The 12,131-nt window shown below is 66.5% G+C and carries 13 protein-coding genes and 1 pseudogene; 5 read left to right on the top strand and 9 right to left on the bottom strand.

Annotated elements, in window-relative coordinates; all coding sequences use genetic code 11:
* The first annotated feature begins 81 nt into the window (after positions 1 to 81).
* Positions 82 to 600 (top strand): annotated as a pseudogene (gene msrA, locus MFF40_RS26320) (peptide-methionine (S)-S-oxide reductase MsrA).
* A 57-nt stretch (positions 601 to 657) separates the two neighbouring features.
* Here the strand turns inward: msrA and MFF40_RS26315 are convergent.
* The 4 genes from MFF40_RS26315 to MFF40_RS26300 all read right to left on the bottom strand — a co-directional run bounded on the left by MFF40_RS26315 (position 658) and on the right by MFF40_RS26300 (position 2,848).
* Positions 658 to 867 (bottom strand): hypothetical protein, encoded by a 210-nt coding sequence (locus MFF40_RS26315; RefSeq protein WP_147853237.1) that lies wholly within the window; start codon positions 865 to 867, stop codon positions 658 to 660.
* Positions 868 to 1,336: 469 nt separating this feature from the next.
* Positions 1,337 to 1,969, bottom strand: coding sequence for a Ros/MucR family transcriptional regulator (locus MFF40_RS26310; protein ID WP_308447717.1), 633 nt, complete (start codon positions 1,967 to 1,969; stop codon positions 1,337 to 1,339).
* Positions 1,970 to 2,019: 50 nt separating this feature from the next.
* Positions 2,020 to 2,199: a hypothetical protein gene (locus MFF40_RS26305; RefSeq protein WP_147853238.1), complete on the bottom strand. Its 180-nt coding sequence runs from the start codon at positions 2,197 to 2,199 to the stop codon at positions 2,020 to 2,022.
* Between the two features lie 16 nt (positions 2,200 to 2,215).
* On the bottom strand, positions 2,216 to 2,848 hold the full coding sequence (locus MFF40_RS26300; RefSeq protein ID WP_147853239.1) for an acyl-homoserine-lactone synthase: 633 nt from the start codon (positions 2,846 to 2,848) through the stop codon (positions 2,216 to 2,218).
* 172 nt (positions 2,849 to 3,020) lie between these two features.
* Here MFF40_RS26300 and MFF40_RS26295 point away from each other — a divergent pair, with 172 nt between their 5' ends.
* The 3 genes from MFF40_RS26295 (at position 3,021) to MFF40_RS26285 (ending at position 5,737) form a co-directional block, all read left to right on the top strand.
* Positions 3,021 to 3,752, top strand: a complete 732-nt coding sequence (locus MFF40_RS26295; protein ID WP_147853240.1) for an autoinducer binding domain-containing protein — start codon at positions 3,021 to 3,023, stop codon at positions 3,750 to 3,752.
* Positions 3,753 to 3,796: 44 nt separating this feature from the next.
* Positions 3,797 to 4,027: a hypothetical protein gene (locus MFF40_RS26290; protein ID WP_147853241.1), complete on the top strand. Its 231-nt coding sequence runs from the start codon at positions 3,797 to 3,799 to the stop codon at positions 4,025 to 4,027.
* 405 nt (positions 4,028 to 4,432) lie between these two features.
* Positions 4,433 to 5,737 carry a glycosyltransferase gene (locus tag MFF40_RS26285; RefSeq protein ID WP_147897817.1) on the top strand — a complete coding sequence of 435 codons (1,305 nt, stop codon included), beginning with the start codon at positions 4,433 to 4,435 and terminating at the stop codon, positions 5,735 to 5,737.
* A gap of 330 nt (positions 5,738 to 6,067) precedes the next feature.
* Here the strand turns inward: MFF40_RS26285 and MFF40_RS26280 are convergent, their stop codons facing one another.
* The 3 genes from MFF40_RS26280 to MFF40_RS26270 all read right to left on the bottom strand — a co-directional run bounded on the left by MFF40_RS26280 (position 6,068) and on the right by MFF40_RS26270 (position 9,460).
* Complete coding sequence (locus MFF40_RS26280; RefSeq protein WP_238262863.1) at positions 6,068 to 6,715, bottom strand: phytochelatin synthase family protein; 648 nt, start codon at positions 6,713 to 6,715, stop codon at positions 6,068 to 6,070.
* A complete protein-coding gene (locus MFF40_RS26275) occupies positions 6,624 to 7,715 on the bottom strand; it encodes an adenylate/guanylate cyclase domain-containing protein (protein ID WP_238262861.1) in 1,092 nt (363 codons plus the stop codon). The genes MFF40_RS26280 and MFF40_RS26275 overlap by 92 nt, the downstream gene beginning before the upstream one ends.
* A 506-nt stretch (positions 7,716 to 8,221) precedes the next feature.
* Positions 8,222 to 9,460, bottom strand: a complete 1,239-nt coding sequence (locus MFF40_RS26270) for a cytochrome P450 (protein WP_147897819.1) — start codon at positions 9,458 to 9,460, stop codon at positions 8,222 to 8,224.
* 227 nt (positions 9,461 to 9,687) lie between these two features.
* Between MFF40_RS26270 and MFF40_RS26265 the strand changes: the two genes are divergently transcribed.
* Entirely contained in the window at positions 9,688 to 9,924 is a 237-nt protein-coding gene (locus MFF40_RS26265; RefSeq protein WP_147897820.1) for a hypothetical protein, read from the top strand.
* An 82-nt stretch (positions 9,925 to 10,006) separates the two neighbouring features.
* Here the strand turns inward: MFF40_RS26265 and MFF40_RS26260 are convergent, their stop codons facing one another.
* Positions 10,007 to 10,864 (bottom strand): alpha/beta fold hydrolase, encoded by an 858-nt coding sequence (locus MFF40_RS26260; RefSeq protein WP_147897821.1) that lies wholly within the window; start codon positions 10,862 to 10,864, stop codon positions 10,007 to 10,009.
* Positions 10,861 to 12,129 (bottom strand): Bcr/CflA family efflux MFS transporter, encoded by a 1,269-nt coding sequence (locus MFF40_RS26255; RefSeq protein ID WP_238262859.1) that lies wholly within the window; start codon positions 12,127 to 12,129, stop codon positions 10,861 to 10,863. Before MFF40_RS26255 ends, MFF40_RS26260 begins: the two co-directional genes overlap by 4 nt.
* Positions 12,130 to 12,131: the final 2 nt, after the last annotated feature.

Genomic DNA, 12,131 nt, shown 5'->3' with positions numbered 1-12,131 from the left:
AATCATGGTGACGCAGAGAGTCAGAACCTCGTCGAAAATGCAACTGTAATGCTAAGGCTGGAGGAGCTTACGGAGGACGACATGGGTAGTGAGAGAGCGGTGCTGGCAGGGGGATGCTTCTGGGGCATGCAAGATCTGATCCGGCGTCAGGAAGGTGTGATGTCGACCCGGGTCGGCTACACCGGCGGGGACGTGGCGAACGCTACTTACCGCAACCACGGCACTCACGCGGAAGCCATCGAAATCGTCTAGGACCCGACACGGACGACTTTCCGGCGCGTGCTGGAGTTCTTTTTCCAGATCCACGACCCCACCACCCCGAACCGCCAAGGCAACGACTGGGGCCTAAGCTACCGTTCGGCGATCTACTACACCGACGACGACCAGCGTCGGGTTGCGGAGGACACCATCGCCGACGTCGACGCATCCGGCCTGTGGCCCGGGAAGGCCGTGACCGAGGTGGCGCCCGCCGAAGACTTCTGGGAGGCCGAGCCAGAACACCAGGATTACCTGGAGCGGCGGCCCAATGGGTACACCTGCCACTTCGTCAGACCGAACTGGGTCCTTCCCGTAAGATCTGCGGTCGCGCAGAACGCCTGATTGCGCCTAAAGGCGTTGGCGCCTCTGAGCGTCAACGCCTCAACGATGGGGTCGCGATTATCGTAAGGTCGCGGATTCCCCGTTCTCGAGACGCCTGTCCTCGCCATCGGGACCGCCCCGCGCGACGTGGTCGTTTAGGCGGCCCAGGTGCTCGAAGACGTGTTCGAACGCTGCGGTGACAGCCTTCTCGAATGAACCGTCGCCCTTGCCTTGGGCGTCCTTGAGGGCGCCAAGCAGAGCGCGATGCTTCTCGGTATCGGCAGACATGCGTTTCTCCCAGCCGGCGACTGTACCGACTCGGTGAGCCAAGCTCCTTCTTCGGTGCCGGTTCCTGAAGGGTGATGCCGGCTCCGACCTCAGGGCGCCGTTCACCACCGGTCATGCGAAGAGCGGGCTTGGCAAACAGCCAGCTGCTTTCCGGGATGGAGGACCTGACCGGATAGCCCGTGCCGAAATCGTTCGACCCCGGCATCAAGCATCTGATCGTCGCAACCTAACCGCTAGAGAAAAGACTGCTTCCCACCAACTGAGAGAAAAACTACGCGGTGCTTTACCACCCGTAGCGCCGTAGACCTCACCGTTGACGTGGCTCCCCCCTTAAAAGTAGCCCTCCCTGAGGTATGGCTTTGAGCCATGCCGAGGTTGACCCCGTTTGTGATCAACGGCCTATGCAAGTTCTCGGGCTATCGGATGCCCCTCCGGATCTTGGTTCGGGCGAAAGGTGAGCCTCCGGGTCTCATTCTGCGGCTTGTTGTGGGTGCCGAACACTCCGTGCCCCCGGTACCCCAAGACCGATCGCCTTTGCGATCGCCGAGCGTTGCTCGGCGTAGCTGGGGGCCACAGTCGGGTAGTCGCTGGGCAGGCGGTAGCGGGCACGGTACGTCTCAGGCGTAAGGCCGTGGGCGGTGAGATGTCGCTTTAGGGTCCGGTACAAACGTCCGTCGATAAAGCTCATGATGTGGTCATTCTGGACCGATCTGCGGATCTGAGCAGGAGTCGGGACTTCAGTGGTTGCGATGGCTGAATGGAGTTCGTCTGATGGCTGCTCCAGGTTGCAGAGTGCCCAATGAATGGACTCGAACAAACCTGGCAGATCAGCGGCTGCGATGTGATTGTTGGTGACATAGGCGGCCGTGATCTCAGCTGCCAGCTCAAGGCATGAGTGTGGCAGTAATTCTTGAGAAGACATTTTAGTCATTGAAGCTTTCCTCACATGGCCCCCTGCCACCGGCAAAAGCATAAGACTGATGCCACTTGCTGGGCTTTCGTAGCGCCGGTAGATATTTTCAGAAATAAGTGCCCTGTCGCTGGATTTTTGACGGATTCCAGCGACAGGAAGATGATGTTGATAGGCAAAGCAAGCTGCCAATTGTCGTGAATTTTAGGTCCTGTTACCTGGGGATTTTTTCAAAGCGATCGTCATTTTAGCTTGGAAAGGAGAAATCCAAGTTCGATCAGTACGACGTCAACAAGTTCGCGTAGCTTCGGGTCAATAAGTTCGTTAACGGTTTGTCGAAGATCCAGGGCTTGCTCGGCGGCGCGCCTTATGAGCTCACCCCCGTCATCGACATGGCTGCCATTGGCCAGCGCGTTGCTCATGACATGGTGGCCTTCTTCAGCTTGCCAGCCGGGCAGCGACCCGGCTTTCTGGCGCCAAGACCGAGTCCGTGCTTCCGCGCATCTTTTGCAGCTGTCGGAGGCTGCGGCCGTCGAAACCTGCATTGACCGCGACGATCTCGACGTCATCGATCATCTGCGGAAGCCCAAGTGGTAGGGCATGGATATGCAACTGAAGCAGCCGTAGAAGCCAACTCGTCGGCATTTCGGAGACGAAGCCTTTCAGGCCTCGAGGCAACCCCCACTCGACGATGCCTGTGAGAATGGCCAGGGCTGTTGGATTAAGCCGACGGCCCGAGGTGCGAGCGGAACCGGCGACGCCGATCCGACTCCATTCGACGATATGCGGTGAGGAGGGTGGCACGCCTTCGCAAAGCTGAGGCAAATGCGTGGAGAGAACGTAGGGGCGTGCGGTTGGAAGAAGCCTGGAGTATCCCACAACCTCATTGTCGTCGACTGCGAGAAGATGGACGGCGTGCTCGTCGTCAAACTCGTCGATCTCACGCTTGTCATCGCGCGCGATTGCTGCCCAGCCCATCTCCTCCACGAAAATCCTATGCCGCAGGCGCCACGCTTGCTCCATTAGGTCTCGGTTATGATCGATATTCGCGGCAGTGATGACTTGAATCATGAAACACCTCCGTGCTTGGTGTGCCCGCCCGACAAGGCGCGCGACACCACGCGAACGCGTGGTGTCCGCCCGTTTGTTGCGCGGTGTGGGCTATTTCCGGAGATGAGGTCTCGGTGCTATCGTCAGTTGAACCGCGGCTCGAAGCTTTCGAGAGCAGACGATTGGACCTGTCGTGAGCCGAAAATCACTCGATCACACGCTCAAGTTGCTCAAAGAGCTTGACCGAGCTGTCAGCGTTCCCGAGGTGGTTTCAACGGTACACCGCCAACTCGCGGGTTTTGGGATCGACGCGATCATCGCCGGGCTTCTCCCTACATCTTCCGCCCTGACCGGCTTCAACCGGCAGTTCCTGGTGATGGAAAGCGTTCCCGACGAGTGGCGGCAACGGTACCTGCATCGGCGCTACGCCGCACACGATCCGATCGTCGTTCAAACCCTGCACAGGCAGACGGGATTTGGCTGGCGCGACCCCGCACTTCCGTCGCCGACGTCGGAGACCGCTGTTCAAATCATGAACGAGGCGGCCGAGTTCGGCCTTAGCGACGGCTACACGGTCCCCCTGACGACCGTCGAGGGTGAGATCGGCGGGATGAGCTTTGCGGGCCGCCGGCTCGAGATAGCCCCTGAGCATCGCGGAATGCTGACGCTTGTCGCGAGCTACGCCTTCGGTCACGGCCTGCTTGTGCGCGGTCAGCCAATCGAACAATCCGCCGGCCTTTCACCGCGCGAGCGTGAGACCCTTCAGTGGACCGCTGAAGGAAAAACCGACTGGGAAATCGGCGAGATCATGGGCATCTCGGAACACGGGGTCGACTCACACCTGCGCGGGGTGCGCACGAAACTTCGAACACGCAATCGGGCGCAGTCTGTTGCCGAAGGTTTCCGGCTCGGTTTGATCGTCTAGGTACGGGGCATCCCGCATCGGCCGACAGAGAATTCGAGTAGCCCTTGGCGCACGACGAGCGAGACGATCATCTTCTGCGATTGATTGCGGCAGCCCTCAGCGTACCTGTGCAAGCGTTTGCGACTGAAATTGCTGTCGAACTGGACAAGGCCGGTGATCTGCACGGCACATACCTGCTCGCCAGGTTGATCCGGGCTTTCCGCGCACTTCCGAACGACGATGAGCGGCTCGAGGCGCTCCGCATAATCGAAGAACGAACAAACCGGACGTCTTGACGCAGGCCGCACATCACACGCCGATAATAGATGGTTCCGGGCGCCAACGTCTGGGCGGCCACGAACGACAGGATCTGGCCGAAAGCGCACTGTCTGCTTACAAGCAGCAACGCAGAAAAGCGGACGGCCCACCGTCAACATCATGCGATCAGGTCAAGGCGTCTCGCGAGATTTGGAGGCGCGTGGTTCCCTGAAGGAACACCAGAGCCTACGCAAGGCAGCGGCGCAGGCCCGGTCGGCCACTAATTACGCCTGTAACCTTATCGCCGATCGGCGAAACGCTGCGGTCATACGCAAGGCGCAGACACCCGGTCAGGAGCAGGGACCGTCGTTCACCACCGAGCACGGAACAGTGCAGCGCGTGCGACCGACCAGAACCTGCTTTGTCGCCGTCACGGGTCCTCCATGAAAATCCTCTTTGCCGCTACGCCGGCCGCCGGCCACCTCAATCCGCTGCTGGCCATCGCCCGCATGGCCTTGGCGCGCGGCGACGAGGCGCTGGTGGCCACGGCCGGGTACCTCCGCCCGTCCGTCGAAAAGTCCGGTGCCCGCTTCCTGCCGCTCGCCGCCGGCGCTGACATCGACCTCACGCGGATCGAAGACGTGTTGCCCGAACGCGCAAGTCTCCCCCCGGGCCCGGAGCAGCTCCGCTACAATTTCGAGCGTATCTTCCTCGACCCGATGCCGCCGCAGGCCGAGACGCTGCGCAGGATCATAGCGTCCGAACGTCCCAACATCATCGTCGTCGACGATCTGTTCTTCGGCGCGACGGCCCTGTTCCTGGACGAGGGGACGCCCCGGCCACCGATCGTCGCCTGCAGCATCACGATCATGGTGGCCGACAGGCCGGACGGGGCTCCGACCATGATCGGGTTGCCGCCGGCACGCGACGAGGCCGCGCGCGCGGCATACGCGGCCATCGCAATCGAAGCCGAACGTGTGTTCGGTGCGCCGGTCCGCGCTTACGCGGATGCCAAACTCGCCGAGATGGGCCTGCCGCCGTTGCCGTGCTCGGTGCTGCATTCGCGCCATCTCATGGCCGACGCCGTCCTTCAGACGACCGTACCGGCGTTCGAGTACGATTTCGGGGGCCTGCCCGACCACGTCCGTTTCGTCGGCGCACTGCCCCCTCCGCCGCAGCGGGACGCCGCCTTGCCGGATTGGTGGGGCGAACTCGATGGGTCCAAGCAGATCGTGCTCGTGACCCAGGGGACCGTCGCCAATACCGATCTCGGCGAGCTGATCGAGCCGACCCTATCCGCACTCGGCACGCGCGACGACCTACTGGTGCTTGTCACCACCGGGTTCCGATCAGTCGGGAACATCCGCGGACCGATCCCGAAGAATGCTCGTCTCGCCGAGTTCCTCGATTTCGCGGTGCTCCTGCCGAAGGTCGACGTGCTGGTCACCAATGGCGGTTACGGGACTGTGCAGCTGGCTCTTCAAGCCGGCGTCCCGATCGTGGCGGCGGGGCGCACCGAGGACAAGGCCGAGGTCGGCGCCCGGGTGGCGTGGTCGGGCGTCGGCATCGAGATCCCGTCGCAGCGACCAGAGGCTCGAGACCTGCGCGCGGCGGTCGATCGGGTCCTGACCGAGCCGTCCTTCGCCGAGCGCGCGCGGGCGATCGCGGCGGATATGGCGGCGATCGATACGCCGGCGGCGATCCTGGAAACGCTGGACCGCCTCGTCGCCGAATCCAAGGCGACCTGATCCGCTCCGAGAGTCCCGGCACCACGAGACATCGTCTCACCGCCTGACGGAAGCACGCCGGCGACGCCGAAGCGACCCTCGAAGGGCCCTGAGCCCGGCAGAGCTGGACTGCGGCCCGTTCGGGACCCGGCATCCCGGCGCGCGGCCTTCCCCACGAACCGATGGTGCTACGGTTGCATGGGCGGCGACGGGCCGCCCCGTTTCCCCGAATGCCGAGCGGAAGCGCTAGAAGGCGGCCCCGCGGCATCCGTCGGCAGTCCCCGTCGACCATCTTCCCGCACGCTCACAGCGACGGTTTTGAAGCCGGCCCTCGACCGGTGCGTCTCTGCCTCAATGCCGGGTCGTATCGACGATCAGCGACCCGCGCGTCTTGCCCGAGGTGCTATCGCGCGTCGCGACGGCGCGCCACAGGCGCTCGGTACCGACCAGGAAGGGTCGGTAGTCGCCGTTGACATCCCCGACGAAGACCAGGTCCGCGTCCGGCAGATATCCGAGGATCGGCGAGAAATGTCCGGCGCCGCGGCCGAATAAGGGACCGCGATGGAAGTTGACGATCAGCCGCTTGTTGGGATCGTTGCCGCTGTTCATCAGATCGCGGAACGCCGGTAACGTGAGATCGCGCACGACATCGACCGGGTTGTCGAGCCGCCTCCGGATCAGGTCGGCCAGCTCGTCCAGGGTCAGCCCGTTCACGAGCACGCCGAACCAGGGCTGGAACGCCGTCCCCCGGAGCACGTCGGCTTGCGAGAAGTCGACGCCGAGGGAGCGCAGCAGGTTCGCCACCGTGGCCGGACCGCAGAAGCTCGGATTGTTCTGGTACTCGTAAGGCCGTCTCCGGTACGCCGCCGCCACCGGCAGAGCCCAGGCCCGCGCCAGCAGCGCAGGATCATGAAAGTCCGGCCGCGTCTCGATCGACGTGACGGACGCGTATGCGTTCGGCCTGAGGAGACGCGGACCGACGCTGGCCGCGCCGGCCAATCCGGCCAGAAGAACAGCCGATCCGAAGAAGGCGGCCAGACGGCGCTTCCAGACCCGGCCTCGACGAACCTGTTCGGCAACCATGCGGATGAATCCCGGTCCCTTTGAGATTGCGCCCGGCCGCTACGGGGCCAGAGCGATGGCGAACAGGCGCAGGACGACACGTGCGCCGCGCACGGGCTGAACGGCGACGATCCGCGCCGCGCCGGACGTCGCAGACCGCACCACGGCTTCCGAGGCGACGCAGTCGCAGGCCGTCGTGCGGGTCATCTGCTCCAGGCGGCGCGCCACGTTGACGGTATTGCCCACCGCGGTGAAGGCCGACCCCGATGCGGACAGGCGACAGACCCGCCCGCGCCCGCTCACGGCTCCAGGCCAGCATGGCGGCAGCCAGGGAGCGGGCCGCCACGACGGCGCGATCCGTATCGTCGGGTGCCGCGCGCGGCACGCCGAAGACGGCCATGACCTCGTCGCCGACGAATTTGTCGACGAGGCCGCCCGCCGCCTCGATCGCCCCCGCGGCGCGGCGGCGGAACTCGGCGAGGAACGCTGCGACATCGCCCGGCGATAGGGTTTCACAGAGTCCGGTGAAGTCGCGGATGTCGGCGAACAGCACCGTCGCCTCCTGCTCCCAGCCGGCGCGCAGGGTGACGGCATCGGTTTCGGCGACCAACCGGGCGACCGCCGGCGCCGCCAGACGCGCGAGGTTGTCCCGGTGTCGGGTCATGATTCGCGCGGCGGAGTGCAGGCGCCGCACCTGCAGCGCGAGCGACGTTAGGGTGAGCCCGGCAAGGCCGAGGGTGATGGGCTCCGACCCGGTCGCGGACGCGAATCCCATCAGCAGCGGCGCCGGCGCCGCGGCGAGGAGCGCGTTGCCACAGGCCGCGGCTGCGCGGCGGCGGACAGCCTGGGCCAGCTCGGCCGCACGGCGTTGCCGGCCGAGCCAGGACGCCGGGTCCGCCACCGCGGCGCCGACGTCGGGGAGGATGATCGCCGACATCAGCAGCCCGAGCAGATGCGGTTGATGATGCGTTGCGCCCGGAGGTGCTCGCGCTCGACCGTGGGCGAGCGGAGGTCCCGGATCGTCCGGTACGGGGGCGGGAGCGGCCGTGCGGTGGGGCTCGGCACGTCGGGCTGTGCGAAGCGTGGGACCGGTTGTGCCCGTACGGCGGTCGGGGCCGTGAGGGCCAGGAGAAGGGCTCCCGCCGCCGCGCCTGCGAGAGGTTTTGTCTGCCCTAAAATCATCATCGTCTGCTCCGGTGCGTGGAGCTTCAGGATTAAGTTTCGGGAATTGCGCGATGATTTCCGAAAAGCGGAAAGCTATGACAGCGGAAATGCAGATGATTGGTCCGATTACTCGTGGCGTCGGCCGGAAAATACAATCTTCCTTCGGAGGAAATCTGTACATAGTCGAGCGGAACCTGGCCCAGCGGGCCGGGTGCCGTCGGGAGCGCCGTGGAACAGCGGCCCGTTCCGCGGCGGCTCCTGGGTTGATCCAGTGCCCGATCAGGCGGCGACCAGCAGCGGACCGATGCGCCGGATGCCGCTGTGGCCGTGGAGGACCGGCATCGCGCCCGTCAGGCGCAGGCTTGGAGCGAGGCGCATCAGGACGGCCAGCCCTTCCTCCAGCTCAATCCGGGCCAGGGCCTCGCCGATGCACCGGTGCGCGCCGCCACCGAAGATCGGATGCAGGCGCGGAAGGTCGGTATGGCGAATGTTGAACGTGTCCGGGTCCTGGAAGGCCGCCGCGTCCCGCAGCGCCGACAGCGTCGAGAGCATGATCAGGCTTCCGGCCGGCACGACGGTTCCATCGAGGTCGATGGCCTCCCGGGCGACCCGCCCCGCGGAGCCGACGCTCGGTTCGTAGCGAAGGGATTCCGCTACGGCCGCCGGAGTCAGACCCGGATCGCGGCTCACCGCCGCCCATTGCTCCGGATGCTGCAGCAGCAGTGCCGCCTGCATGGCGCCGGCGACCCGGGTCGTGTCGGTGCCGCCGATGATCATCTGAACGAGTTGGATGACCACCTCCTCGGAGGTCAGATCGCCCGCCCCCTCGGCCTCCGCGAGGAAGCGCGACAGGAAATCGTCCTGCGGAGCCGACCGGCGCGCCTCGAGGATCGCGCGCACGTAATCCTGTAGCGCGACCGCCGCCGCTTCGAGGCTCGGGATGTCTGCCGGTCCGAAAGTGAAGCTCAGCACCCGGGAGACCTCGTAGGCGAGGTACGTGAAGCGGGGGATGTCCTCATGCGGCAGACCGAGGATGTCGGCGATGGTCTGGGCCGGGATCAGCGCGGTGTAACGCGCCACGAGGTCAATCTCCCCGTCCGGTAGCCAGTCCCGGACGAGGTTCTCCGCGGCCCCGCGGATCCGGGGGCGCAGGCCTTCCATCATCCGGGCCGCGAAGGTCCGGGTGAAGGGCGAGCGGCGCCGACGATGGGCCGCCCCGTTGGCGGTGAGCATCCCATGCGCGAAGATGTCGAAGAGCTTTCCTTCCGGAATTCCGCGCTTCTCGGGGTAAAGCGTTTCGGTCGCCCGCAGGCGCGGATCGCGCATCAGTCGATCGACGTCCCCGGCCCGGAGAACGACGAAGCCCGCGACCTCGTGGCCGACCACGGGCAGCCGCGGCCGCCACGTGCGGAATGTCCCGTGCGGATCGGCCTCCAGTTCGGCCACCGACAGCGTCGGGACGTGTCTGGGAGGCTCGAGCGCGCCAGCCTGCCACGTCCGATCTTCGATTCCATCCATCGACATAGCCTCGCTGCTGCTTTGCGCGAGGAGCCTCGAAGGCCGAAGCTACACCATCATGTCGGACGTGGAGCCGATGGTTACCGTCATAACATGCGGTCCGCCGGGGCGTCCGCTGCATGCGGAAGGACACGTCCGGTGCGCGTCGGACGCGTGCATCGAATGTCCTGACATCGTACCGCAACCTTCCGCTTCGAGAACGACTGCGCTTCACGGGAGAGATCCTCATGCGGGCAGAACAAGCGGACCACGACATCTTCGAGATGTTACTGAGGCGCACGATCACCGAGTCCGTGATCAAGGGTCTTGATCACGGGATCTCCGGCGCGACGGACCTTGTCGCGCGCCTGCGGCACTACGCGCGGCGGGCGCGCCAGGAGCAGCTGAGCCCCCAGACCCTCCAGGTCATCGCGTCGGCGCGTCGCCTCCTGGGGGACCGGCCGGGGACGCGGCTCGCTTCGTGACACGGACTTTCGGTGCCGGGCGGCATCCGCTCTGGATGCCGCCCGGGACACACGCATCATGCGGCGGGAGGGCGTGCGCCTCCTATCCGCCGACGGCCTTCAGGCCCACGTCCAGGAACCGCTCGATCATCGCGTTGACCTGATCGGCCACCTCGATCGTGTTGAAATGTCCCGCGAGCAGCGTCTTGGCGGTGACGAGTTGCGGGCAGAGCTCACGCAGCCGGTCGAGATTCCGCGCCGCCTCCACCAGGGGCACGTCCGCCGAGATGTAGGCCATGGGGATCCGGCAGGCGCGCGCGGCCGGGACGGGATCGTGGTGCAGCACCATGCTCCGCAGCGCCGCGTAGGCCACGTGCTGCGGCGTCCGCTGGGCCGGGCCGAGGATGAACGTGTCGAAGAGCGCCTGCCGCCGCGCCGGATGGTCGTAGTCGCACGCGATCGCCCAGGCCATGTCGCGCACGACACTCCGGTAGTCCGGGCCGCCCACGCCTGCCAGCAGGCCTTCGATCTCGGCACTGCCCGCCCCGTCGGGCGACGGCAGGACGATCGTGTCGATCATCACGAGGCCGGCGGCGAGGTCGGGATGGCGGCCGCACAGTTCCAGGGCCACCGCGCCGCCGAGGCTGTGACCGATCACGATCGGTTGCGCCAGGCCCAGGGTCCGGCACTGCCACGCAACGTCGTTGGCGAAGCCCTCCATCGTGTAGTCCCCCTCGGGCGCGTCGCTGGCGCCGTGGCCACGCAGGTTGACCGCCACGACGCGGCGCGTCCGCGCGAAGTGCGCGATCTGCGGGGTGAAGACGCCGTGATCGCCGGTCCAGCCGTTGATCAGGAGCAGCGGGTGCCCCTGGGGCGTGAGGGGTCCGGCCTCGATATGGGCGAGCCGGGTGCCGTCGCGGGTCAGGTGGACGGGCTGCCACGGGGGTGGGTCGAAGATCATACAGGTTCTCCGTGTCGCTGGGAGGGGAAGCGGGACGAGGGCGGAACGGCGGCCGGGCACGCGAGGCCAGCGAAGGCCGCGATCGCCGCGAGGCAGCCGCCGAGCATCACGGCGGCCATCGACAGGGCGGAGCGCCCGTCGAAGAAGCAGGCGACGAGATCGCTTGCGACGGCCGCCCCGACCATCTGCAGGCAGATCGTGACGGCACCGGCGGTGCCGGCGGCCTCGGGAGCCGCCTCCGTCGCGCCGTGGATAGCGTTCGGCGAGACGAGGCCGAAGGCGAGGCCCATGCCGGCCATCGCGGCGATCACCGGCACCCCCGAGGGCGGCCAGGCCAGCGCATCGACGAGGAGAATCGCCGCCACGACGGTCGCCCCGGGGAGCCCGGCGCCGATCACCCGGTGGGGGCCGATGCCGCGGGCGGCGAGTCGGCCGTTCAGGGTGGCGCCGGCCATCACCGACAGGGAACTCGCCCCGAAGACGAGCCCGTAGGCCGACGGGCTGAACCCGAGGGCGCCGACGAACACCAGTGCAGAGCCCGTGATGTAGGCGAAGACCGCGCCCGCTGCCGCGGCGTTGCACAGGGCGTGGCCGAGGAACGCCCGGCTCGCCAGGATCCCGACATAGCCGCCCAGGATCCCGATATAGCCGCCCAGGATCCCGGCCGGCGCCGGACCGGGAGCACGGCGCAGGGTCTCGTCGATCTGCGGGATCGCCGCTAGGGTCACCAGGGCGGCGGCGGCCGGCGCGGCGTGGATCAGGCGCCAGCCGCCGACATCCATCAGGCCGGCCCCGAGCGTCGGGGCGACCATCGGCACGACGTTGACGGTCAGGACGACGAACGACATCCGGGCGCGCGCCGCCTCGCCGGTGAACAGGTCGCGCACCATCGCGAAAACCGCCATGCCGGGACCGGCTGCGCCGATCCCCTGGACGGCCCGGAACAGCAGGACCTGCGGCAGCGTCCGTGAAGCGGCGCAGCCGATGCTGCCTCCGATCAGGATGAGGCAGCCGCCGACGATCACCGGCCGGCGTCCGAGCCGGTCCGAGACCGGCCCGTAGACCAGGAGCGCGGCCCCGAGGCCGAGCAGGTAGACGGCCATGGCCGCGCCCATCGCGGCGGTCGGGACGTGCAGCGCCGCCGCCGTCTCCGACAGGCTCGGCAGGATCATGTCGATCCCGAAGGTCGGGAGCGCCGCGAGCAGCCCGAGCAGCGCCGAGAAAGCCCGCGAATCGGGGTGGATGCGGCGGGTCCGCGCCGGCATGG

The organism is Methylobacterium mesophilicum (genome assembly GCF_022179445.1).
GTDB lineage: Bacteria > Pseudomonadota > Alphaproteobacteria > Rhizobiales > Beijerinckiaceae > Methylobacterium > Methylobacterium mesophilicum.
This window is presented reverse-complemented; position numbering and strand designations above follow the sequence as displayed.